This is a genomic window from Daejeonella lutea (genome assembly GCF_900168015.1).
GTDB lineage: Bacteria > Bacteroidota > Bacteroidia > Sphingobacteriales > Sphingobacteriaceae > Daejeonella > Daejeonella lutea.
Map to the genome: position 1 here is coordinate 72,818 of NZ_FUYR01000006.1, position 24,757 is coordinate 97,574.

Sequence of the window (24,757 nt, forward strand, 5' to 3'; positions counted from 1 at the left end):
ATTAATTTCTTTTAAACAAAGAACCCCGCAGGTGCGGGGCTCTTTTATGCTACTTTTAATTTCTTGAGGTCGGATTTTTCAAATTTGTCCGTTGCATAATCGAGTGTGATGAACAGGTCCTTCGTGTTCTTCCCCGAGGGAGTTTCATACATTGCATCGATCATTATGGCTTCACAGATAGAGCGAAGACCACGGGCCCCCAGCTTAAATTCCATTGCTTTATCAACCACAAATTCCATCACGTCCTGCTCGAACTCAAGTTTTACATTCTCATATTCAAACAATTTTTTGTATTGCTTGATCAGAGAGTTTTTAGGCTCAGTAAGAATATTCAGGAGTGTTTCTCTATCTAGTGGATTTAAATGAGTAATCACTGGTAACCGTCCGATAAGCTCAGGTATAAGTCCGAAGGATTTAAGATCCTGAGGAGTGATATACTTGTAAAGATTTTTCAGGTCTATATTTAAATCCTCCTTATCAACCTTGTAACCTACCGTTTGCGTCCGCAGTCTGTTGGCAATCTTCTTTTCGATACCATCGAAAGCACCACCGCAGATAAACAGGATGTTATTAGTATTTACCGCGATCATTTTCTGATCCGGATGTTTTCTTCCTCCCTGAGGCGGAACATTTACAATCGTCCCCTCAAGGATTTTGAGTAAGGCCTGTTGAACACCTTCTCCTGATACATCACGGGTAATAGAAGGATTATCGCTCTTACGAGCGATTTTATCTACCTCGTCGATGTAAACTATTCCGCGTTCAGCCGCTGTAACATCGTAATCTGCAGCTTGCAATAATCGCGTCAGAATACTTTCAACATCCTCGCCAACATAGCCTGCTTCAGTCAGAACTGTTGCATCACAAATACAGAAGGGTACGTTTAAGACCCGGGCAATGGTCTTAGCTAAAAGAGTTTTTCCTGTTCCCGTTTCACCCACCATAATTATGTTGGATTTTTCAATCTCAACCTCATCTTTGCCTACCTTTTGATTAAGGCGTTTATAGTGGTTGTAAACGGCTACAGACAAAATTTTCTTCGCCTGATCCTGTCCGATAACGTATTGGTCGAGATGGGTTTTTATCTCAATCGGCTTTAACAGAGTTTCGAACGTTTGAGTGGATTTTGTTTTACGGACATTAAGTTCTTCCGCCAAAATTTGATTAGCCTGCGCAACGCACTTATCACAAATGTGTGCATCAAGCCCAGCTATCAACATTAATGTATCCTGCTTGCCTGAGCCGCAGAAGGAGCACTTAATATCTTTATTTCCTTTACTCATTATTTTTTATCTCCGGTTCCAACTAACACCTCATCAATCATACCATATTCTTTTGCCTCGTCAGCGATCATCCAATAATCACGATCTGAAGCTTTCTCAACCCATTCGTAAGTTTGGCCTGAATGTTTGGCAATGATATCGTAAAGTTCTTTCTTCAATTTAAGCATTTCCCTCAGATTAATCTCCATATCTGAAGCAACACCTTGAGCACCTCCTGAAGGCTGGTGAATCATCACCCTTGAATGTGGTAACGCTGCTCTTTTCCCTTTAGTACCAGCGCACAACAATACTGCTGCCATTGATGCAGCCATTCCGGTGCAAATTGTCGCAACATCAGGTGCGATATACTGCATGGTATCGTAAATACCAAGACCTGCATAAACAGAGCCACCCGGTGAGTTAATATAAATCTGAATATCTCTTTTGTTATCTGTTGACTGAAGAAATAACAGTTGTGCCTGAATAATGTTGGCAATACCTTCATGTACCGCATCGCCAAGGAAAATTATACGATCCATCATCAGACGTGAGAACACATCCATTTGTGCTACGTTTAACTGACGCTCCTCAATGATATAAGGTGTCATCGCACTTGGTAAAGAAGCATTATTCACGCGGCCAATGAAGCTATCTACGTGTTGGCTGCCAATACGATGGTGTTTTACTGCGTATTTCCGGAATTCGTTTTTATCGATGTTCATATTGAATATTATAATTTAAGGTATGAGTTATTTTGTAATTTATAATGAATTTCAAAATTTTAGACTTCAATAACCCACATTTAAATCATAGGCTATTTCAATTCTAAAAATTTATTGTACTCTATTTCTTTTGTATCTAAAGTGATTACACTCTTCAGATAATCAAATACGTGCTGTGCTTTTACTTCTTCAAAAATTCTATTCGCATTTTCTTTATCCTGCAAGAATTGAGCCGTATACTGACCCAATTGTTCTTCTGAAAGTGGCTGCGGGCTGTACATTCTGAACTGTGCATCCAAACGCTTTTTAGCTGTTTCAAAAACCTGATCATATTTAATCTCAAGTTTATTATCCTTGATGATGCGGTTCTCGATAAGTGTCCATCTCAGGTTTCGGGCAAAGTCATCATAACCTTGTGCCAACTCCTCATCACTTAGCTTTTCGTTTGTTGCCTTCAACCAGCGCTTTAAAAATTCATCAGGAAGGTTCATCGTAACTTTATCCAAACCAAACTTCAACATATCTGCCTGAAGCTTTTGGTCTGCATTCTGAACCATCATTGATTCAAGTTCTTCCCTGATCTTGTTCCTGAATTCTTCCTCTGTTTTTACAACATCAGCACCAAATAGTTTATCAAAGAACTCCTGATTAAGATCTCCTTCCTCTAAACGGTTAATATTCTTAACTGTTACCTGGAATTTGGATTTCAGGTCTTGCGCATCTTCTTCAGAAATATTCAAAAGCTTCGCTATAATAGTTGCATTACCATCAAACGCTTTCTGAAGATCCAGCTCAACTACATCATCCTTCTTCAAACCGACCAATGATTTTTTGATCTTGTCATCGGTCACCTGATCCAAACGAATAGATGCAGTATTGCTAATTCCCTCTTCAAAAACAGAACCATCAGCAGAAAGCTGCTTCAAATCTGCGTACAAAACATCTTCGTCTGCCGATACGTCAGGATTTGACATTTTGCCATAAGATTTGCGAAGATTCGTGATTCTTGACGCCAATGTCTCTTCGTCAACTTTAACTTTATAATAAGTGATTTTGTCTTTGGATGAGAAATCAAGATTAAACTCAGGAGCCAGGCCTAGTTCATAAATGAATTCAAATTCGTCAGTGAAGTCCCAATTGAATTCTTTGCTGTCATCGATCTTAGGCAGGGGTTGCCCCAAAACTTCCAGCTTATTTTCAGTGATGTAATTATTAAGGGTGTCGTTCAGGATATTGTTGATTTCATCAACCAAAATATTCTTTCCATACATTTTTTTAATGTGAGATGCAGGAACCATTCCTTTACGAAATCCCGGCAGTTGTGCCTTCTTTGCTTGTGTTTTTATCGCCTTCTCTACGCGCTCTTTGTAATCGTCAGGATTAATCTTTACCGTTAGTACAGAATTCAGATTGTCAATTTTGTCCTGTGTAATGTTCATTTTATGAGATTTTATCGTTTCTTTTTATACAAAAATTCCCCGGTTTTGTAACCGGGGAATTAATCAGTGCGGATGAAGGGACTCGAACCCCCACGCCGTGAAGCGCCAGATCCTAAGTCTGGTGCGGCTACCAATTACGCCACATCCGCATATTTAGGATTTATGTTCGAAACAAATTTTAACGTGCTGAGAACAGCCATTTATCAGATATTTCGGTCGGCAAAAATAACGTTTTTCCCGATAAGTACAAAATCTAATCAGTTAATTCTTTCAATAATTTATTTTAGAAGTCCCTTAAGAGTTTTCAAATAAGAGCTTGTATGAAGCAGGCGGCTACCATACCAGGAGAACATCTCACCATCGACAATAAGCACTTCGGCACCAGGGCAAATTCCTTGCATTTCGCTAACGTGCACATCTTTAAAAGGATACGGCTCTGATGAAAGCATTATAATATCCGGCTTTGCTTCTTTAAGCTGTTGCAGCGTTAGCTCGGGGTACCTCATTTCCTGTGAAAAGTTTTCGAAACCAGCATGTTTCAAAATGCTGTCTATGAATGTGTCTTTGCCGGCAATCATGAAGGGGTCTTTCCATATAAAGTATGCAACTGACTTGCCGACTATATTGTCATCCCTTAAAGAATTGAATCCGGCCAGAATTTCGCTGCAAATTGAATTGGCACGGTGTGATTTCCCCGTGATGCTTCCCAATTGAGTAATCATTTCAAGAGCATCTTCAAGCGTTGAAATGTCACTCATCCAAACGGGAAATTCGTTCATCAGCTCTTCAATCTGTAGCTTTTCATTTTCTTCCTTATTGCCAATGATAAGATCGGGCTTCAGTTCCCTTATTGCTGGAAAATTTAGCTTTTTCGTGCCGCCTATCTTTGTGGTCGACTTAAACCTACTCGCAGGATGAATGCAAAATTTTGTAATTCCTATTATTTCTTCATCCAGCCCAAGATCGAAGAGGAGTTCTGTCTGAGATGGAACAAGTGAAATTATGCGCTTAGGGGGGTCCTTAACGCAGACTAGCCTCCCCATTTGGTCTTCAACTTGCATCAAAGGCATTTCTATTCCTCGTAGAAGTCCTGCAGTGAACCAAAATAATTGAGATTCCAGCCTTCTATCATATCATCTATGTCAGAATCAGGAATATTTGTATGTCTTAATTCTACCGATGTTCCATTTTTATCGGGGTGGAGAATAAATGTAACAATGGATGCTTCGGGCTGGTCACCAAAATACCATTGCTGTACAATCTTCTTATTTTCGATAAACTCCAGATTTTTTCCTGCGATGCTGTCATCCCAAAGTGAAAACTCTGAACCAGGTTCCGTGCTCATTATTGCTTCCGCGCCAGTCCACAATGAAATGGTCAGGGGATTAGTTAGCGCCAGATAAACATCCTCGGGTGGTGCCTGTACGAGGTAATAGTTTTTGTAATTTTTCATCAGACTTCCTTTTTGCTATTACCGCAGTCCAATTAAACTGGTTGGAAAGAAGATAGTAGACAGCGCAAATTTAACATAAAAGGACGTACATCGGCTTGAAGGATTCGATTTCAATTCATCCGTCACATTTTTAAAGCTTCCCGTCACATTTTGTATGCTATTAATTATTTCAGGGGTAACATTGCCTTAATAGCTGGGGCATTACTTAGTCGTTGGGAAATTATGTTGGATTTGATTCAGAATACACCTTACAAGTACAAAAATCAAATGCGTGTGAATGTTTTTAACAAAAGTATGCGAAAATCACTTTTTTTAAAATTTCCAGCAACATTTCATAAAACATCTCGTCCTATACTCGAAGTTGAAGCGATGTGATTGATAATTACCAGACATGAATTAATTTTCTACCAAAAAAGACATCAAAACCGATAGCAATTATGTTAAGCGAATTCTATAACGACAACGAACAAGCTGAAATACTGCAACCGAAAACCATATCACTTAAAATTAGCTGTAATCCAGCCTTGACCAACAAACTCAACACCGCTTTACGTTTTGTAACCCTTAAAATGGGATATGTCATGCTGGAAGACTTTAATTATGTAGAAAACCAGGACCAGTACATCCTTTTAACGACAAATCGAAATAAAGTTAGTGTGGAACTGAATATCACAAAGCCTGGAACAAGTTCTGAAAATATCATATTCCACACCGACGACTGCCTTCGTGACTATCATAAATATATAATGCTGGGTGTAGAGTTTGTAAACCGTCCGGAGTACAGTAATTGTGGCCTTCAGGTGAAATTTATAGATGACCACGACAATCATTATACCCTACTTGAAGAACGATATTACAACGAATCCTAATCTACGCCTATATGAAATTTCTACGAGTGCTTAAGAATGAAAACAGGATCTCCAGCGAAACTGTACAGCAGGCCTACTATCCTGAACATAAGAGTGATTTCTCGATCAAGACTGTATTTAGTGGTCATAGAACATTTCAACTAGGTAAACGTCAGTTAAATCTATATCCGGAGAGCTTTCTGGTGATCAAGAATGGCACGTCGTACTCAAGTGAGATCGATTCATCTGTACCGGTTAATAATCTATCTATTTCATTTTCTCCATCATTTCTTCAGGATTTTGACAGAGTGCAGAAATATAATCACGCAGATTTGCTTGACGAACCTTTCCAGGATGGGGACCACCCGGAATTCTCTTTTATGGAAACGATATACCCTTTCTCTGGCGACATGAAGTACAACATCATGCATCTCAAAGATCATTTAGAAAAAGGCACTCCAGATGACCTTCTTATAAACGAATACCTGCATCATTGCCTGATAAATTATTATAAAGTGTACAATAAAGAAGTTGTTGATAAATCCGAAAAATTAAACTTCTTGAATAGCAGCACCAAAGTCGAGATCCTTAAAAGATTGACTCTTGCCAAAGAATTTATTATAAGCAATTACAATAAAGGCATCGATTTGGAGGATATTGCACGACACGCTTGTTTATCAGTAAATCATTTACTCCGGACATTCAAACAAGCCTACGGACAATCACCGCATCAATTTCTAATAAAAACCAAAATTGACCGGGCAAAATATTTTCTAAGAAACACTAACTACACCATCAACGAAATAGTGGAAATAATTGGCTTCGAATGCCCGAGCTCCTTCATCAGGCTTTTCAAAAGCATGAACAATATCACACCTGGCAAATTTAGAATGTATAGTTAGGTTCGGATATCATGAATTTTATCGACATGTATTCGAATTTAAATGCAATCAATCCTCTCCACTTCATTTCTCCAAATTAACTCCTTACTATAACCAGGAATTTACTTTCATTTCCTTCAATTATCACGGTAACGTAAGCCTAGTGTAACTTACTTATAACATACACAAGTAAGTATATTATATGCGTTATATGTGTAATAACAAAATAAAAGAAGGAGATTATGAAAAAGTTGATGTTATTATTTGCTTTGAGCACTATTATGCTTGGAGCTTGTTCACCATACAATTATTATTCATACAAGAGCGACAAAACTGATTTCTCTAAATATCGCACCTTTGCCTGGCTTCCGTCAAAAGACGCTAAAGGAAACGGCATATTTGACAATAGCATTGCTGAGGAAAGGATAATTGAAGCGACAAGTCAGGCATTAAGTAAAAAAGGGCTGGAGTTAAATAATGAGCAGCCTGACCTGCTTATTAAATACACAGCCGTTGTGGATGACAAAACGAGAACGACCAGCAATCCGGTCTATTATCGAGCACCCTCCTATTATGTCCCTAGAGTAGCTTATTCAGGAGGGAGACGTTATTATTACTACCAATTTGTTAACCCCTTTCCTGTATATGTGGGGTCGGAAATGCGAAAAGAAAATTTCGAAGAAGGCAGTGTAATGATTGACCTTATCGACAGAGCAACTTCAAAAGTGATCTGGAGAGGCTGGGGAAAAGGACAGGTTAACGATCCTGAAAAAGCCGTAGAAGATATACCCGAAGTTATTGAAAAAATCTTCGGCAAGTTCCCGGCAACATAAGATAGTGTGTGTGTGTGATTAGCCCGTCGTGAATTTTTACGGCGGGCTTTTTTGCGTTTTTAGCAGAAATCTGCACGTGTTTTATAACGACTCATAAATCCAAAATAATTGACCAAAAGACCATCATAAAATGACATTTCGCATGTCGTTAACACATTTTAACAAAGTATATTTTGAGATCAATGGGTAATTTTCCACGGTTCTAGCAACTCAAATAAATTGAAATTTATTTAAAGCCTCACTATCACATACTTAAGTCAAAATCTTTGACGCAAATCCAAGCTAAATTTACACATTTTACCCTCCTAACATTTAAGTTACAGACCGCGAATGGTGATTTCTGCCTATATAAAACAATGTTTTGTAGCAGACATTTGAGGTATAAAATCACACCATTATGAAACTTAAATCTTTCTTGTTATGTACAGTACTGGGTGCTGTTCTAACCACCGCAACTTTTGCAAATACTCCACCTTCTGCTGAGGCCAAAAATGTACTGGACGCTTACGCTGAAAGTCATGTAAATACCGACGCCAGTAAGCTCGAGAAAATCCTTAGTTATGATGCTCTCATGAAATTTTCAAAAGGAAGTGAAGTAATGTCACAGGGTCAGGCTGCTATCATTAAGCTTATGCGCCAGAATCAGGGAATTAAGCAGAACTGCTCTACCGTGGTTGATGTACTTGCCAGCAGCGACGCTATGGTTTTAGCAAAAGTAAACTTCGTATATGAAGGGTTCGTTATCGAAAACTACCTCACGCTGGAACTGGATAGAAATCAGAACTGGAAAATTACTCGCATCAATAAGTTCTACACTGAAGCGGGGTCTCCAAAAGTTTTGACACAAGAATAACAAATCGCTTGTAGCAAAGTAAAAAGAGCGCTCGTATCACTTTATTACGAGGGCTCTCCTTTATTAAAATAAGAAACGATGCAAACCTCATTCCTTTTATATGAATAATTCCAACAAAGATGTCGTCAGATCCGAGAGGTACAGCAGCAGATATACGAGAGGCTTTTTAAAAATGCTGATAAATGATGGCCAGGCGGAGACCGATCAATACGTCGATCAGTTTTACACTTCGAAAAATTATCAAGGCAGATTAGAAGCCATAAAATACCTCATTAGGGTTTCTGGAAAATTTACCTTCCCGGAAAGTATATTTATCGATGCCTTAAACGATTTCTGCTCGCAGGTAAAAGTTTATGTGCTCCAAAACTATGATTTTAAGAATGTGAACGACCGTGAAATTCAAAGTTGCCTTGCCGATATAGCAAAGAACGACGAAAAAATTCAAGTGCGTGCACTTGCTATGGACAGGCTTTCCGGAATGAATGCCGCAGAACATCACGACCTGTTCTTTTCAACCTCATTACTAAAAAGTTCTAAAGAATCTGCATCCGGACTGCGGGGACTTTTTAAGCTGGATAAAGAAAAAGCCTACCAAATGGCAAAGTTCCGCGCTGAAGGATCAAGTGGAAATCTCGATCTAGCAATTGCTGAAATATTCCAGGCTGAAGGTAATACCGATGACCTGCACTTTTTTAAAACGCGCTTAAAGAGCAGAACGAAATTTAACAAAATAGATCTCGTGCGAATCTATTTTAAAATGCTGGGAAAAATTCAGATAGAAGCCGTTATAAAAAGCCATGTCATTTTTATCTGTGAAGATATTTCTTCCACCGGCAATACAGAACTTGTGCAACGCCTGATAATGGAACTATACCAGTTTATTTCTGACCATAAGATTTTACTTGGCCAGCATGAAGATCTTCAACGGTTTGTTAATAAAACCATCGATTTGCTTTTGGAAAAAGATTACCTGAAAACCAAAAAAGCTGACCCGTTTGGTCCGATTTAATCTAATTTAGGCAGCCTGGAATTTCGCACGATAACCCGTGGGTGTCATCCCTACAGTTTTTCTAAAGATCTTTCGGAAAGCCTTAGGATCATTGTACCCTGAATTAAGCATAATTTCCAGCATCTGTTGGTTCGTTTGCTCAAGTAATTTCTTGGCGGCTTCAATTCGGGTTTTTTGTAGATACTCTATTGGTGTAATGCCGGTCACCAGCTTAAACCTTCTGGCAATATTTCTTCTGCTTGCAGGTACATCCTTAATAATTTCCTCAATTGTACAGGCGTTATGATAGGCTGCTTCGATCTTTTGCTGAGCCATAGCAACAAGCTCATCATTATGGTCCTGTGCCGGCTGAAACGTCCCGAAATAGGATTGATTAGCTCTATCCATATCAATTGCGAACAATTTGGCCGTTTTAATGGCAGTCTCCTTGCCGCAATAACCCTGAATTAAGTGAAGCAGCAGGTGAAAGCTTGATGTTGCACCACCGCTTGTAAATAAACCATTATCACCGGTTACTACTTTATCACGCAGCAATCGCACATCAGGAAAATTGAGGCTAAAAGCCTCGCAAGCGTCTATATGGGTTGTCGCATGACGTCCATTTAACATGCCCGTGGCACCAAGCAGAAAGGCCCCGGTACAAAATGTTGCAATTTCAGTTCCTGCTTCGAAACGAGCCTTTAACCATGGAATAAACTTTTCATTTTCGTGAATGGCATTTTTGATGTTTTCAGTTGAAAACGCAGGAATTAATAAAAGATCCATATGCTCCGCCCGTTCAAGCGAAGAAACGGGGTATTTCGAGAACGCAGTGTCTCGTGCAGACTCATCGGAAGAGATCATCGTAATCAGGAATGGATTCCCTTTATCCTCCTTGCGGTATATACTGTTTACACTCTCAAAAATGTCGAGGATTGCAGCTACACTTAATAACCGATAATGCTTCGTAAGAATGATGCCTAATTTAACCATGAGCAACAGGGTTGATGTAAAGTAAAAATAGCATTTTTTGTCTTAAATGACCCCTATCGGAGATTTTTTGGATAAGACCTAGATTTCTTAACTTAAGTGGTCATGTTTAATTCAAAAAAAAGCCCGCTCCATTTAATTGGGCGGGCTTTTAATATCTGAAAAAGGGTATATTATTTACCGCTATTTTTTTTCGCAGTTACTTCAGTTCTGATCTCCTGAGCAAGGTTTTTAAGATCCTGCATACCTTTACGAACACGAGTTCCAGCTGCGCTGTTGCCTGAATTGTAGAATTTATTAGCGTCAGCCTCAACAGAAGCGAACAGGTCTTTCATTTTTGTAAACTTATCCATTGTTTTTTCTTTTTTAATAATTTGATTAAGGTTTAACAAATCTAAATTATTTACAGGTATTGCCAAATCCTTTTTCAATTATTTTTCATTGCGATTTAATTATTTTCCATATCTGATGGACTGAAGAAATTGTATTACAGGCCGATTACTGTTATAATATGTAATATTTTATACACTAAGCGCTTGAAATCAATGAATTATCGCATATTTAGTATCAATTTACAATAGTTTAAAAACCGAACCCCTATTTTCAAGAGATGAAATTATGGTTATCTATATATGCGTTTTTTCTGCCATGCATGCTATTGGCAGGCAATAAACCCCACCCTTTTAGCGCTCAGGATGGTAATAGCCACATTAATCTCAGAGTAAAAGCCCGGAATTCAGACCTTTTATATTTACTAGATTGTTCAGAGAACTCTAAAACCGTCAAACTAGGGAATAATTGGAAAACACTTTATTTTGAGTTCAAACCTGAGAATATTGGGAACTTTGAATATTCGCATAAACTTAATGGCATCGATGAAAACTGGTCGCGATGGTCAGCTAGTCCCTATGCTGACTACGAGGGCTTGCCAAACGGAAACTATAAACTATCAGTTCAGATTCGAAATACCTCTGGTGCTATTGTTCAGCAATTATCCTTTCCTTTTATTATTTCTACTCCATGGTACCTGACTAGCTGGGCTATTCTGGCATTTTTATCATCGTTATGCATTCTCTTTTATCTGATATTTCAACAACGGCTCCAACATGCAAATCCCGGTATAAAAGCAGAACACCCGGAATTTTATCACATTGAAACTGATAAAGTGATTAGCTCGCTGCAGAAAGAAGAACTTGTTGTTGAGGTAAACACGAAAAATAAAGAACTTGCCACGGTTACAATGCACCTTGTTGAGCGCGGAAAGTTATTATCCCGGGTGCGGGAAGAATTGGCTTTAGCTTTGAAGAATAATCTGCAGCTTGCCGACTCAAACGATTTTAAGATTATCCTTCGGATGCTCACTGATGCTGAAAAAAATCGTCACGATTGGGAGCAGTTTTCGATACACTTTGATGACGTACATCGAAATTTCCTGTCGGTGCTAAAGTCGCAATATCCAGCACTAAGCACGACCGACCTTAAACTATGTGCTTACCTGAAATTAAACCTGAGTTCCAAAGAAATCGCTCAATCGATGAATATCACCGTAAAAGGTGTTGAGGTAAGTCGATACCGGCTTCGCAAGAAATTAAATATCTCCAAAGACGTCAACTTATTTGATTTCCTGCATAAAATTTCCAACTCAAATCTCCCGGCCAAGGCTACGGAAAGCACTGAAACAGACCAGCAAGCGGACGAACTGGCCAGGTTCCTGTCATTTTTTAACAAGAGCATGACCGCCAAATTCATTACGCAGGGCGGCTACGATTTTTCCAGCGAAGGAATCATCTTCAAGGGATCGATAGCGCATAATAAGGGATAAAGCAATAACAGGTGTAGCAATTTGCTTTTCAAGTGCAGTTTCGAGTGTCCATTTGCCTTCGCCAGAAGAATTCATAATGCCCTTAATTGAAGCGAGATCGGGCTCCTTTGTCAGTGCCCGTTCGGTAAGTTCCATGAGCCAGCTTCGTACTACAGAGCCCTGATTCCAAAGTCCTGCGATCTTTGCAAGATCAAGGTCCATATCGCTTTTCTGAAGCATCTCAAAGCCCTCGGCTATGGCCTGCATCATACCATACTCTATACCGTTATGGATCATTTTAACATAATGACCCGATCCGGCAGGGCCGCAATGTAGATATGCACCCGGCTGAGAAATGTCTTTGATCACGGATTCAATCCTTTCAAATCCTTCCTTGCTGCCCCCTATCATGGCACATATGCCATTCAGTGCCCCCTCCGTACCACCGCTCGTTCCGCAGTCGAGATAATGAACACCTAAAGGCTCCCATTCTCCAGATCTCCTTATTGAATCTTTATAGTTAGAATTACCTCCCTCAACAATTATATCGCCCTTTATTAATAATGGCTTTAAGTCTGATAATGCCGACTCCACAAACTCACCAGAAGGAATCATCATCCAAATGACCCGGTTTGCACCAAGCTTACCTACAAGATCAGAGAGAGAGCTTGCAGTTTCAACCCCGTCTGTATTTATACTCTCCATAATAGCCTGATTTACATCATAACCAATTACGTCATGTCCGTTCCTTTTCAGGTTGAGTGCCAGGTTATACCCCATCTTGCCCAGGCCTATAAGTCCGATCTTCATTTTATTTTATATAAATTGATTTATTATTAAAACGCCTGCCAACCCAAGAAGGGAAACAATACTTTCCATAATCGTCCAGGTGCCGAATGTTTGCTTCAAAGTCAGATTGAAATACTCTTTAAACATCCAGAATCCTGTATCATTAACATGAGAAAACATCAGACTCCCTGCTCCTACAGACAATACCATAAGTTCAGGTGACACGCCCTCTCCTACCAGGGGCAAAACGATCCCTGAAGCTGTTAGACCAGCAACCGTTGCCGATCCCAATGTGACTCTTAGAAGTGCTGTGATTAGCCATGCGAGAAATAGCGGTGACAGTTCCAGCGAAGCAGACATGCTTTTTACCGTATCGCCGACACCACTGTCTATCAGCACCTGTTTAAATGCACCTCCGGCTGCTATGATCAAAATTATCATTGCGATGCTTTTTACCCCTTCTGTACAGGAATCCATAGCTTTCGTTATCGGAATTCTTTGAACAATAATTGTTACAAGAACAGCTATGAGCAACGCAACTGTCGGATCTGACAAAAAAACAAACAGTGGCTTAGCAGCTCCTGCTGATAGGAAATTTGTACCAATAGTCCCTATGATGATCAGCACTACCGGAAGTAATGCCGTAGTGAAACTTCTTAAACCAGAGGGAAGCAATTCCTCTCCTTCGGGATTGAATTCACTTGGGATATCTCCCATATTGCTTTTTAGAATAAGTCGCGGAAATATAATCCCGCCAGCAATGGCTATTGGAACGCTTAATATCAATCCATAAATAAGAATATATCCCACATCCGCTTTGAATATCGATGCCAGAGCAATCGGTCCTGGATGTGGAGGGAGAAAACCATGTGTAACAGACAAAGAGGCAGCCATTGGCAAGGCGAGATATAATAGCGGCAATCGGGTAGCGGAAGCAATCGCAAAAACTAAGGGTACAAGCACAACAAATCCGGCATTATAGAACAATGGAATTCCCACCAGGAGACCGGTAAGCAAGATTGCCCACTGGATATTTTTATATCCAAAGAACCGAATCAATATAAAGACGATCTTTTTTGCCGCCCCCGTATCCTCAATCAATTTCCCCATCATTGCTCCTAGGGCGAGAACCATAACCATGCTCCCCAACGTACCGCCTATTCCGGCCCCTATTGTAGTCATAACTTTAGCAACAGGCATCCCTAGTAATAAGCCGGTTATGATGGAGACTAGCAACAAGGCTATCATTGGGCTTAGCTTCCTGACAATAAGGACCAGCAAAAGAATGAGCCCGAAAAGGACAATAAGTAGTGACATGATCAGTAACTGATATTGTTTAATTGGTGCATGCTATCTTTTAAACCTAGATATAAACTTTTATATACAGCGAAGTTCTTACTATATAATTTATGTTTTTCAGGATCAGATTTAATGATAACTTCCTCGGCATTTTCAGCTTCGGCCGGGTATTTTCCGCCATTCAAGCCAAGCACCTTCATTGCCATAAATGCCGCTCCGTTAGCTGAAGCGTCTTCCGTTTGCTTGAGAATTAAATCCTTGCCAGTAATATCAGCCAGCAGGTGCATCCAAAGCCTGGAATTAACGAAACCTCCGCTAACGTTTATCTGCCTGATCTCTTGTGATTTTGATTCGACCGCCTGCAGAACTTCAAATAAAGCAAAACATACACCTTCCAGGACCGCCCTGCAAAAGTGTGCCTGTGTATGAATAGAACGGACCCCTACAAAAGCACCTGAGCTGTTTGAATCCCAAACAGGCGCGCGTTCACCATTTATGTATGGCAAAAAAAGTAATCCTTCTGAACCGGGAGAAATTCCATCAGCCATCATAAAAACTTCTTCAAAAGTATCCAGATTGGCAATTTTCCCTAAGAAATTTGTCACTAACCATTGCAACACATTCCCGCCATTATTGACCGGCCCGCCGCATATGAAAGTATCCTCGTCCAGGCAATAACTAAAGGTGAATGCTTCTCTGTTAAAAATCGGCTTTTCGCTAGAGATTCTCACAGCCCCACTAGTACCAATTGTCACCGCAGCGACTCCTCGTTGAATTGCAAAACTTCCAAGGTTTGCCAAACACCCGTCACTTGCCCCAATCACGAAAGGCGTCCCTTCCTCCAGTATTGCCGGCAGGAATTGCGCTCCGCTTCTGGTATAGGTTGTACTTACCGGCCTTGATAACCGATCCTCTGTAATACCTGCTAGAGCTAATAAATCTTTATTCCAGGTCCTTGACAACAAATCGAGCATCCCGGTAGCGCAAGCGATTGAATGATCTACAACATATTCGCCGAATAATCTGAACCAAATAAACTCTTTTATTGAAATGAATTTATGGGCCGCGTCGAAGACATCAGGCATATTTTCTTTAAGCCATATAATCTTACATAAGGGCGACATTGCATGCAATGGCATACCTGATGACTCATACATGCGTATTGCTCCAGGCGAGGCTTTTAGTCTGGTCGCAACATAATCGCTTCTACTATCCGCCCATGTTATCATATTCATGAGCTTCTTTCCCTGCTTGTCGACAGGAATTAGACTGTGCATAGCACTGCTGAAACATATCGCTGCAGGACAGCATTTCAATTTACTATGTACTTCTATAAGACAAGCCTGTAAAGCCTGCCAAATAAGTTCAGGGTCTTGCTCACTGGTTCCGGAACGGGGTGAATACGTTTGATAATGATGTTGGGAAACAGCAATGGATTGTGAATAAAAATCTACGGCAACAGCTTTTGTGCTACCGGTGCCAATATCAATACCCAGAACGTATTCCATCTACAGCCCGCTACAGAATATTGCCTTTAACATGCTGAAAGCTCCTGGTTATGCTCTGAAAATGATCTATTTTAATCACATCCTGCTCGACAAAGAAATGCTTCATTCCCGATAACTTCGCTTTTGCAAATATCTGTTTATAGTCTATCGTTCCGGATCCAACCTCTGTGTAGGATTTGTCTGTCTTGTCCATATCCTTCACATGCCACATCACGTATCTTCCGGGGCTCTGCTCAAATAATGCGATAGGATCCTTTCCAGCTTTTACTGTCCAGTAAATATCCAGTTCGAACTTGAGGTCTGACGGGTCAGTCTCACGCAGCAGGATGTCATAACCCGTAGTGCCATTAAAGTCTTTGAATTCAAAATCATGATTATGATACACCAATTGAAGCCCGGCCTTTCTGGCAAGTATTGCTGCCTGATTCAGCTTTGCAGCCAAAACTTTGTAACTGTCAAGATTCTTGCGTAAGGGTTCGCTCAAATACGGTACTGTAAGATACTTCTGGCCAATTCCCTGAGCGGCTTCAATGTTCTCTTTCAGGCTATCAAGATTGTTATTTCCGAGGTATGGATCAAAATTGTAATGCCCGCTGGGCGATTTAAGGCCATGGCTTTTTAACAGAGATTTAAACTCTTTAATGTTAAGGCCCCAGAATCCACCCTTAAGAGAATAACCATAGGTTTCCACTTCACGAAAGCCAATGTCAGCAACTTTGGCAATCACGCCGTGCACATCTTTCGAAATTTGATCCCGGAGGGTATATAACTGCAATCCAACCTTTTGATTGGGCTTACTAAAGAGATCTACCGGATTTGCCAGCACTCCCGCACCGATTAATGCTGCCTGCTGGAGGAATATTCTTCTGTTACTCATAGATATTATTATGACCGTATTTGGTTACTTATTTAATTCTAACACTATAAAGTGAATTTCTGCCTGTAATATATAGAGTTTGATGGTCATTTCCACCAAAAACTATTGTAGATGGCCGTTCGGGAACTTCAATCTCGCCTATTTGGATTCCCTGCGGATTATAAACGTAAATTTGTCCGTCAGCAACATACACATTGCCATCTTTATCCACTGCGGAGCTGAATTCTCCTTTCTCAGCAAATATCTTAGGGTCAGAAAGATAACCTTCAGAGCCAACATTAAATTTAACAGTTCTTTTTAGATACTCATCAGTTGCATAGAGGGATTTCCCCGGATAGCCTTCCACCAGGGAATTGGATCTTGCCAGATCGTAAACGACCGGAATGGCTGTTACCCCATCTGGTGCCATAAAATAATGGGTAAAGTGATTTGTACTTACTTTGTTGAAATCGCCTGAATCACGGCGCCTGTTTGCCGGGTTTAAAGTCTTATAGATTTTCGGTAAATCCTGAACAGGAACTTTATCAAGCAGTTTAATGGATTCCTCCGGGCGGTTGGGATTTATTGAATAAACCAAAGTTCCGAACCCGGAATTTCCCCAGCCGCTGAAAGAAGTACCAGCCGCATCAGGAGGGTTTGGAAAACTTTCAGGTTTGCCATCTACCAGATAGCCAGCACGCGGAACGTATTTAAAAACAACCAGAAGATTATCATTTTTGTCTGTTCCAAGCGATAGTGGTTCCCAGGGAAAATCCGCGATCAGGCTTAGGCTCTTTGATTGCGGCGACCATCTGTAAATGCGCCTCATCCGCGACTCGCTGAAATAAATATTTCCTTTACTGTCGCTTGTAATTCCATCAGCGAATTCAAAACCTTTCACCAATTCCTTCACCTCGCCGACCATTTCTGCCTTGGTTCCTGGATCGATCGATCCGCTAATGAAAAGTCTGTTAAACTCCCATGGCCGCACCTGTATCTTACTGTTTACATCGTACAAGGGGAGATTGGTCGTGTATTTTATCTGGCTATAATTATGAACGTTCAAAAATTCCACGTTCTTATTATTGCTTGCGCGAATAGAATAGGGATATGGGGTTCCAATCCGGATAACCCTGAACATATAAAGATTTGCAAATACCATGTTGCTGCAGCCCTCCAATTCCATTGGCTGGCAGTCGGAACTCTCACGGCTTTCTTCCTCCAGTTGCAAAGCATAAACTTTCCAGTTGGAAACATTCTTGAGCCTTACTTCATTGCGAACGTGGTGTTCTACAGACATAGCATAAATCCGTCCCGGAGTGGAAGTATCAGAGACATAAATGCCTGAAGTGGCGTAGGTATTGGCCGTCCAGATGTTCTTAAATGTTCCCCCTCCATTATTTGTTATCCAGAGACTCCAATATTGAGTATCCCACAAAGAATCCTTCCCTGGCAAAACTGTGGAAGAGTTTCTCTGGGCTCCCTGGCCGCTCCCGCCTGAAATTGGCTGCGGGCGCGACATAGTTCCGTGACCGCCAACGAACTTGACATCGTTCATGTAAGAATCCGCCCCGGCCATCCATTTGCAAGCTACAGCCCTCGGATTGCTGGTTCCGGTAAACAAACCAATACCGCTCACAACGGTCGAGCCGCCAACTGCAGTTTCAAGCAGAGACTTCGGCGGGCCGAAACTGCCGAATGCCAGCTCGTTATCAGTAATTATAAACTGCGTAGAAATCGGATTAAGTCCAATAAGAACCGACTTCGGCTTAAGCTTGATTGTTTGTGTGACACGGTACCAACCCTGCGGAATATATACAGCAATATTTTGATCTATAGCGTCCTGAATTATTTTCGTGTCATCAGTTGTTCCATCTCCCTTGGCCCCGAGTGCGCGAATGTTCACCCATGTGCTCATATCCGGCAGGGCAGGAATGTCTTTTTTAACGGCAGCTGGAATAGATGCCAGAGCTATTATTTCTTCCCTAACTTGATAAACAGGCTTGGATCCCAGGTCGTCCATTTGCAGTCCATAATTGTAGTTTTCTACTTTGTAAATAGCTGCTGACTGCTTAAATTCTTTTCCACTATTTCGAAGTTTTGCCAGAACCGGAACGTTCTTACAATCTACATTCCGAAGGCTGATCTGCGTATAGGCATTACCCTCATTACTTATTATAATTGCTGGCCCACTTATATTTTCCAACTGACTGTCTTCCATGAATAATTTCTCATAGAAATCCCGGTTGGTCTCAATCACTGTTGGGGTATTCTTAACTTTCATTCTGATGATTGTAAGGCCGGCTTCCTGAGTTTTTACAGCGGCCTTCCGTTGACCTTCAAAGTAAGTATCTACCATTACAAACTGCCATCCGGGCGATGGTTTAGTCGTGTAGATCCCATAGTCCCCTCCAAAAAAACGAACATCTTCCATCTCATTCCCTACATCGAACATGCCTGCAAGCCCTTTACCAATATGAATATCAACATGAGCAATAAAACTGTGCTGTGCATAGTGAGTCCGCAAGGCAACAGCAGCCGGATTACCATCAGAAATACGTAAATCAATGTTAGACATGGCGCTATAGAAAGTACCCGCACCAGCATCGGAGACTGGCCTGCCCGGCTGCACGATTCCGCTTGTAAACCAAAACATATACTTCGCCTTTCCTTTATCTGCCTGATCAGGCGTTTGAAAACCAGGCGAATTCGAAGCTAGAATGATTTCAGGTCTTTTACTGCCATATCCAATAATCCGAATAGCCTGTGGCACATAGATCGTCTTAGATATGAGGTACTTCCCCTCAGGTATAAAAACAATTCCAAAATTATATATTGTCTTAACCTGATTAATCGCTTTTTGTAACTCATCTGAAACATCTGTTCGGCCGTCTGCCTTAATATCAAAGTTTTCCGCGCTAAAATAAGCGGCCTCCGGATCGACAGGCATCACAGTATAGAACGATGTACTTGGAGCCGGGTTTACGAGAGCTTTCTGCGCAAAGCACACCGCATTGATGAAAACAAGATAAATGATGGGGAGAAGTTTTTTCATTTGTAAAATATAGACGGGATAAATTCAATCTGATGCAACCCTAAATCCTTTATTAAAATTACTGCGGGAAGGCAGCAGGATATTCCTGTAAGTGATCCGGCTTTTGAAAGCTTCATTGTCAAATCCTCCGCTTCTTAGGACGTAAAACCTCGCGTTCGGCGTCCCCTTCGGATTTTCTTTCGGACTTGATGCATAAGACGCGGGATCATAGCCACCACTAACCCATTCGTAAACATTCCCGGCCATATCAAAAAGCCCAAGTTCGTTGGGTAGCTTCTTTGCCACAGCTTTGGTTCCATATCCGCCTTTGCCGCCATACCAGGCAACTGAGTCTATAATATCACCTCCGCTGTATTTATAAGATTTTGTTTTTACACCCCCTCTGGCCGCAAATTCCCATTCGGCTTCTGTGGGCAATCTAAATTTCGCTCCTTTTTCATTGAGCCAATAGCAGTATGCGATGGCGTCATCGTAACTAACGTTGACTATGGGATGATCTTCCTGCCACCCAAAAGCTGGTTCAGCAGGCATAGCGCGATTCGTAGCGTTACAGAAGGCCCTCCATTGAGCAACCGTCGTTTCAGTTTTCGCGATTTTAAAGGTCGTAAGCTTAACCTCATGCACCGGCATCTCATCTTTATTACCCAGTCCGGTTTCATCGCCCATCATAAAGGCACCGCCTTGAACCGTTATCATTTCTGGGATTTCAATTGTAGGAGTGCTGATTGTTTGGATTAACGCAACAGGATTGGTAGTTGACGGGTTTTTCTTCTTTCCAACCCATAATACTGCGTCTGTAATCATATTATTCTGCATATAATCGCTCATCACTTTGTCGCCATGACCCATATTCATGTAGATCATATTGTACTTCGTATTAGTCCAAACCACCGGGTTATCTCCTCCTGTTAAGATGTCTTTAATACCAAGAGGATAATTCTCAGGGTCCAGAGAAACAAGCACCTTTACATCTTTATTCTCCCGCGGGCTCGGCTTCCACTGATACCATTCGTTTACTGGAGAAGCAAAAGCTGCCGAAACTCGCTTCGTTACTGGGTGGTTTGTGTCGTCAACTAATAAGCGTGCAGGAATTGGCGGCCAGCTGTTACTGTGAAACACGCCGCCACCTAAAAAGCTCAGGAACCAGGGCCATTTGGTAGTTTTATCATTATATCCCGCCACATGAAAGCCAAGCCAGCCCCCGCCGTTTTCCATGTATCTCTGAAAGGTTGATCTCTGATTTTCACTGTGCGGGAAATCATTGATCCAGATCACTACCTGATAATTCCTGAGAAGTGTGTCATTAAGGTTTGTCCAGTCTGTTGTAGCGTCAAATGTGAAATTCTTTTGTACCGCAAGATTTTTCAGGAAAGCACGGACATCATTAGAAAAATCTACATGATCTGATTCAACTTTTGTAGAGTAAAATGCAAGCACTTTAAATTCCGGCTTTTGAGCGAAAGCTGAGAGATTCATAATCGTACACAGCTGCAGAATTACTATGAAAACTAAATATCTTTTCATTGGTATGAGATTGATTCAATTCTATCTAACATTTTCTTTTCTCACACCGCCCCCGAGCCATATCACCGCATCAGTGATCATGTTATTCTGATCCCGGTTTGAAAAGATTTTATTGCCATGGCCCATATTCATATATAACATTTTATACCTGGTGTTGGTCCAAACCACAGGAGTGTCACCTCCGCTGATGAAGCTCTTTATCCCTAAGGGATAATTATCCGGCGCCAGAGTTACCAAGACTTTAACATCAGGGTTTAAACGCGGACTGGGTTCCCACTGGTACCATTCACCCGAAGGTGACTCAAAAGTTGCCGGCAGCCGTTTGGTAATGGGATGGGTTCGGTCATCAACAATAACTTTGGCAGGAAGAGGAGGCCAGTTGTTGCTTTTGAACATAGCACCTCCCAGAAAAGTATTGAACCATTTCCATCTTGAACTTGCTAAATTAAATGCTGAAACATGGCATCCGAACCATGCACCTCCCTTGTCGACATATCTTTGAAAAGCAGCCTGCTGATCAGCACCGCCGGGAGAATTATTCAGCCAGATCACAACCTGGTAATTACTAAGAAAGTCATCATTCAAATTAGTCCAGTCCGTAGTTGCATCAAAGGTGAAATTCTGCTGACCAGCAATAAGCTTAAAAAAATAGAGTGCATCATTAGCAAAGTTTGCATGATCCATTTCCACATTCGTTGTATAAAATGCAACAACCTTAAACTGCGGCTTTTGCTCCTGGGCAAAAGCTGATGAGAATATGGCCGCTAGAATGATCGAACAGAACAAGCTCAGCCTGATAAAAGTTTTAATCATTGATTTAATATTCGTGAAGCATCATTATTTCTTTTTAGAGGCCGCCCAAAAAATAGCATTCCGGTACATGGTGGTATATGAGGGGTTTTCGAAGAGCTCAGGTGCATGTCCCATGAAAATATAGACGTTCCTTGCTTTCATCTTTGTGTTTGTCCAGATCACCGGGTGATCACCCATTTTAATATCCCGTACAGGAGTGTATGTGTCTTCATCAACACTGGCCAGCACCTGGATATTCTTACTCAGCCTTGGACTCTTATCATAGGTATACCATTCTTCCTTGATGATCGGAAAAGAAGCCGGAACACCTTTCATAATCGGATGCTTCTTGTTCTCTACATTCACCGAAGCTGCTGCAAAATCTGCAATGTAGTTTTTGTATTTAATGCCGCCCATAAAGTCGGAGAACCATTGCCATAAGGGAAAGCCGTCAAAAGTGCCAAGCAGTGTTGCATGGTGAAAGCCTATCCATCCGCCCTTACCCTGCTCTATATATTCAATAAAAGCATTTTCGGATTCTTTACTCCAGGTATACGGTGGATAATCTATTTGTATGAACAGCTGATACTGCTCAAGGAATGCCTTCGTTATTGGCTTTGAGTTGGAATAATAATCAATAGTGAAATTACTATCCGCCGCCAGTTTATTCAGCCAAATCTTCGCAGCTTTGGTGTGAAGAATGTGATGGCCTCCATTTTCGCCGATTGCTAAAACTTTGAATCTTGGTGTCTTATCCTGGGCCCAGGCAGCGCCTCCCAAAAGCAGTGCGCAGATAAATAAAACTACATATATGCGTTTCATATCAATTTAAATTTTTCCTTAATATTTCTTCTTCTTTGAGGCACCCCATAAGATGGAATTCTTAAGCAGGGCTACGTAATCTTTATTTTCCAGTACCGAAGGATCATGACCGACCCCAATATAAATCGTCTTAGGATATTTCTCATTGGTCCATATCAAGGGGTGATCACCCATCACAATTGTTTGTTTGTAGCTTGACTCGTCGGCAACAGCCAGCACCCGCACATTTGCACGGGGACTCTTACTCCACTCGTACCACTCATCTGAAATTTCTATTGTGGGTGGCATACCTTTAGTGGCCGGATGCTTGCGGTCTTCAATGATCAGTCTTCCTTTCTGAAAGGCAGGATGAGGCGAATAGGTTATCCCTCCCATAAAGTCTTCAAACCATTGCCAATACGGCTGAACACGGGCATTACCAAAGGTCTGGCCAGTCAGACCGGCGGCATGGATCCCAACCCATCCTTTACCCTGTTCAATAAACCGCTGTAGTGCCGCCTGTTCTTCAGGTTTCATATCGAAGGGAGCCAGATGCAGCATCACAAAAACCTGGTAACGTGATAAGTTCAGATCGTTTATTATACTTGAGTCGTCGGTAAAGTCAACTGCGAATTCATTCTCTTTTCCAAGATTCATAAAAAAGGGACGTGCAGCAGTAATCATTTTGACATGATCCTTCGCATCAGACGCAACTACCAATACTCTGAATTTAGGCTTTTGCGCCATGGCTGCCAAAGTAAGAACCGACAGCAGTGTACTAATAAAAAGAGCTCTAATTTTCATTTGATTATCTTTAAATATTCAAATAACCTCAGCAAGACTTCACAAAATGGAGTTCAATCATATTATACCTTTAACCGTATCCTTCTTTTTTCCATCAGCCCAACAAGTAAGATGACCGCAAACGCGAAAGCGAAAGAGCGGAATATCCCCCAGCCGCCGGTACTGAAAAAGGGTGGAAACCAGGTATCAAAAAGGCCCATTACAGAATAAGCAAGATAGGGGATGAGATAACAGGTCAGGGTACTTGTTCCTGCCGGACTGATTGCCTTGAACCAGTTTTTCTGGCCTTTTACATCAATCAAATATATCAGCAACTCAAAAACAAGGATAGCCGTACCAATGCTGATAAGCACCCAGGCAGGCGTAGACCTGATCTTCGAAATGCCATCCGCAAATGGCCGTACAACATGGCCCGCGGCTAACGTCAATACGCCAAGTGCCGCAAAAACTCCCAACAGCTTCCTGTCCTGTCCCTTGCTGATGATCTCAGAATAAAGCAGCGAAATCACCGCACCAGCCATAATTAGAGATACCGACGAGGCATCCCCGATCAGCCAGATATCCACATTTAGTTGATCCATATGTTTCAAAATATTGATCCCCATGAAGATGATGAATGCAGCAATCACAGCATTCAAATTTCCTTTTACCAATAAAAATACAGTTGCACATACCAGATACGCCCATCCGATGATACCAAGGATACCCCACCAGGATGGTCGGAGGCCGTGCAGCTTTTCAGCATCTCCTCCTTTAAAGATGGATGCCATCAGCATCAGGATGCCAACTCCGATTCCAATTAAAATGAACTTCTTCATCTTATCCATAGTTTCAGGATAATCCAGCCAGATCAGGAAAAAACTGATGGTAACGAGGATCACATACCAGCTATATGACAGCCCTGCAGCTTCGGCATTGTAACTACCAAAATTTACATGGAAGAAGCCCATAATGATCAGTGCCGCCGATCTCAACAGAATGTAAGCAGCAATATTCAGGAAGGATTCGCCCTTCTTCATTTTATTTTGTAAGGCGAAGGGTAGCGACAATCCTACAATAAACAAAAAGGTAGGGAATATGGTATCGGCAAAACCCATCCCGTCATCTTTACCAGAAACATGCTCTATCCATTCCGGGATATTCTTTACTCCACTTACATCATTCACAAAGATCATCAGGAGCATAGTTATGGCCCTGAACACATCGATGGACAATAGACGATTTGGTAATTGCTTCATTTCGACGGTTTAGAATGCGTT

23 protein-coding genes and 1 tRNA gene are annotated in these 24,757 nt (G+C 41.3%); 6 read left to right on the forward strand and 18 right to left on the reverse strand.

Going from position 1 to position 24,757, the window contains the following annotated elements; translation table 11 throughout:
- Nucleotides 1-44: 44 nt before the first annotated feature.
- The 6 genes from clpX to B5X60_RS17175 form a co-directional block, all read right to left on the reverse strand.
- Nucleotides 45-1,283 (reverse strand): ATP-dependent Clp protease ATP-binding subunit ClpX, encoded by a 1,239-nt coding sequence (gene clpX, locus B5X60_RS17150; protein WP_079703968.1) that lies wholly within the window; start codon nucleotides 1,281-1,283, stop codon nucleotides 45-47.
- Nucleotides 1,283-1,984: an ATP-dependent Clp endopeptidase proteolytic subunit ClpP gene (gene clpP / locus B5X60_RS17155; protein ID WP_079703969.1), complete on the reverse strand. Its 702-nt coding sequence runs from the start codon at nucleotides 1,982-1,984 to the stop codon at nucleotides 1,283-1,285. The genes clpX and clpP overlap by 1 nt, the downstream gene beginning before the upstream one ends.
- A gap of 92 nt (nucleotides 1,985-2,076) precedes the next feature.
- Nucleotides 2,077-3,423, reverse strand: a complete 1,347-nt coding sequence (gene tig / locus B5X60_RS17160; protein WP_079703970.1) for a trigger factor — start codon at nucleotides 3,421-3,423, stop codon at nucleotides 2,077-2,079.
- A 67-nt stretch (nucleotides 3,424-3,490) separates the two neighbouring features.
- Nucleotides 3,491-3,572 (reverse strand) — tRNA-Leu (locus B5X60_RS17165).
- Nucleotides 3,573-3,701: 129 nt separating this feature from the next.
- The gene (locus tag B5X60_RS17170) at nucleotides 3,702-4,484 is read right to left on the reverse strand and encodes an ABC transporter substrate-binding protein (RefSeq protein ID WP_221406273.1); all 783 of its coding nucleotides are present in this window, start codon (nucleotides 4,482-4,484) and stop codon (nucleotides 3,702-3,704) included.
- An 11-nt stretch (nucleotides 4,485-4,495) separates the two neighbouring features.
- Nucleotides 4,496-4,876 carry an SRPBCC domain-containing protein gene (locus B5X60_RS17175; RefSeq protein WP_079703972.1) on the reverse strand — a complete coding sequence of 127 codons (381 nt, stop codon included), beginning with the start codon at nucleotides 4,874-4,876 and terminating at the stop codon, nucleotides 4,496-4,498.
- A gap of 437 nt (nucleotides 4,877-5,313) precedes the next feature.
- Here B5X60_RS17175 and B5X60_RS17180 point away from each other — a divergent pair, with 437 nt between their 5' ends.
- From B5X60_RS17180 to B5X60_RS17200, 5 genes are all read left to right on the forward strand, one after another.
- Nucleotides 5,314-5,745, forward strand: coding sequence for a hypothetical protein (locus tag B5X60_RS17180; protein WP_079703973.1), 432 nt, complete (start codon nucleotides 5,314-5,316; stop codon nucleotides 5,743-5,745).
- Nucleotides 5,746-5,756: 11 nt separating this feature from the next.
- Complete coding sequence (locus tag B5X60_RS17185) at nucleotides 5,757-6,626, forward strand: helix-turn-helix transcriptional regulator (protein WP_079703974.1); 870 nt, start codon at nucleotides 5,757-5,759, stop codon at nucleotides 6,624-6,626.
- Between the two features lie 221 nt (nucleotides 6,627-6,847).
- Nucleotides 6,848-7,438 (forward strand): DUF4136 domain-containing protein, encoded by a 591-nt coding sequence (locus B5X60_RS17190; RefSeq protein WP_079703975.1) that lies wholly within the window; start codon nucleotides 6,848-6,850, stop codon nucleotides 7,436-7,438.
- Nucleotides 7,439-7,835: 397 nt separating this feature from the next.
- Complete coding sequence (locus tag B5X60_RS17195; protein WP_079703976.1) at nucleotides 7,836-8,291, forward strand: nuclear transport factor 2 family protein; 456 nt, start codon at nucleotides 7,836-7,838, stop codon at nucleotides 8,289-8,291.
- Nucleotides 8,292-8,391: 100 nt separating this feature from the next.
- Nucleotides 8,392-9,300 (forward strand): hypothetical protein, encoded by a 909-nt coding sequence (locus B5X60_RS17200; RefSeq protein WP_139377519.1) that lies wholly within the window; start codon nucleotides 8,392-8,394, stop codon nucleotides 9,298-9,300.
- A gap of 6 nt (nucleotides 9,301-9,306) precedes the next feature.
- On the opposite strand, the gene B5X60_RS17205 is transcribed toward B5X60_RS17200, so the two are convergent.
- Together B5X60_RS17205 and B5X60_RS17210 are read right to left on the reverse strand one after the other, a co-directional pair.
- Nucleotides 9,307-10,272: a GlxA family transcriptional regulator gene (locus B5X60_RS17205; RefSeq protein WP_079703978.1), complete on the reverse strand. Its 966-nt coding sequence runs from the start codon at nucleotides 10,270-10,272 to the stop codon at nucleotides 9,307-9,309.
- Between the two features lie 170 nt (nucleotides 10,273-10,442).
- A complete protein-coding gene (locus tag B5X60_RS17210; RefSeq protein WP_079704025.1) occupies nucleotides 10,443-10,622 on the reverse strand; it encodes a histone H1 in 180 nt (59 codons plus the stop codon).
- Nucleotides 10,623-10,879: 257 nt separating this feature from the next.
- Between B5X60_RS17210 and B5X60_RS17215 the strand changes: the two genes are divergently transcribed.
- Nucleotides 10,880-12,091, forward strand: coding sequence for a triple tyrosine motif-containing protein (locus B5X60_RS17215; protein ID WP_079703979.1), 1,212 nt, complete (start codon nucleotides 10,880-10,882; stop codon nucleotides 12,089-12,091).
- On the opposite strand, the gene gnd is transcribed toward B5X60_RS17215, so the two are convergent.
- The 10 genes from gnd to B5X60_RS17265 form a co-directional block, all read right to left on the reverse strand.
- Nucleotides 11,984-12,880 (reverse strand): phosphogluconate dehydrogenase (NAD(+)-dependent, decarboxylating), encoded by an 897-nt coding sequence (gnd, locus tag B5X60_RS17220; protein WP_079703980.1) that lies wholly within the window; start codon nucleotides 12,878-12,880, stop codon nucleotides 11,984-11,986. The two genes, B5X60_RS17215 and gnd, sit on opposite strands and share 108 nt — an antisense overlap.
- Nucleotides 12,881-12,886: 6 nt before the next feature.
- Complete coding sequence (locus B5X60_RS17225) at nucleotides 12,887-14,176, reverse strand: gluconate:H+ symporter (RefSeq protein WP_079703981.1); 1,290 nt, start codon at nucleotides 14,174-14,176, stop codon at nucleotides 12,887-12,889.
- A gap of 2 nt (nucleotides 14,177-14,178) precedes the next feature.
- A complete protein-coding gene (locus B5X60_RS17230; RefSeq protein WP_079703982.1) occupies nucleotides 14,179-15,666 on the reverse strand; it encodes a gluconokinase in 1,488 nt (495 codons plus the stop codon).
- 10 nt (nucleotides 15,667-15,676) lie between these two features.
- Nucleotides 15,677-16,543, reverse strand: a complete 867-nt coding sequence (locus B5X60_RS17235; protein ID WP_079703983.1) for a sugar phosphate isomerase/epimerase family protein — start codon at nucleotides 16,541-16,543, stop codon at nucleotides 15,677-15,679.
- 28 nt (nucleotides 16,544-16,571) lie between these two features.
- Nucleotides 16,572-19,577, reverse strand: a complete 3,006-nt coding sequence (locus tag B5X60_RS17240) for a glycosyl hydrolase family 28-related protein (RefSeq protein ID WP_079703984.1) — start codon at nucleotides 19,575-19,577, stop codon at nucleotides 16,572-16,574.
- Between the two features lie 24 nt (nucleotides 19,578-19,601).
- Nucleotides 19,602-21,101, reverse strand: coding sequence for an SUMF1/EgtB/PvdO family nonheme iron enzyme (locus B5X60_RS17245; protein ID WP_079703985.1), 1,500 nt, complete (start codon nucleotides 21,099-21,101; stop codon nucleotides 19,602-19,604).
- Between the two features lie 21 nt (nucleotides 21,102-21,122).
- Complete coding sequence (locus tag B5X60_RS17250) at nucleotides 21,123-21,914, reverse strand: ThuA domain-containing protein (RefSeq protein WP_079703986.1); 792 nt, start codon at nucleotides 21,912-21,914, stop codon at nucleotides 21,123-21,125.
- 24 nt (nucleotides 21,915-21,938) lie between these two features.
- A complete protein-coding gene (locus B5X60_RS17255; RefSeq protein ID WP_079703987.1) occupies nucleotides 21,939-22,715 on the reverse strand; it encodes a ThuA domain-containing protein in 777 nt (258 codons plus the stop codon).
- Between the two features lie 18 nt (nucleotides 22,716-22,733).
- Nucleotides 22,734-23,498, reverse strand: a complete 765-nt coding sequence (locus B5X60_RS17260; protein WP_079703988.1) for a ThuA domain-containing protein — start codon at nucleotides 23,496-23,498, stop codon at nucleotides 22,734-22,736.
- Nucleotides 23,499-23,560: 62 nt separating this feature from the next.
- Nucleotides 23,561-24,736: a DUF5009 domain-containing protein gene (locus tag B5X60_RS17265; protein ID WP_079703989.1), complete on the reverse strand. Its 1,176-nt coding sequence runs from the start codon at nucleotides 24,734-24,736 to the stop codon at nucleotides 23,561-23,563.
- Between the last annotated feature and the right edge of the window lie 21 nt (nucleotides 24,737-24,757).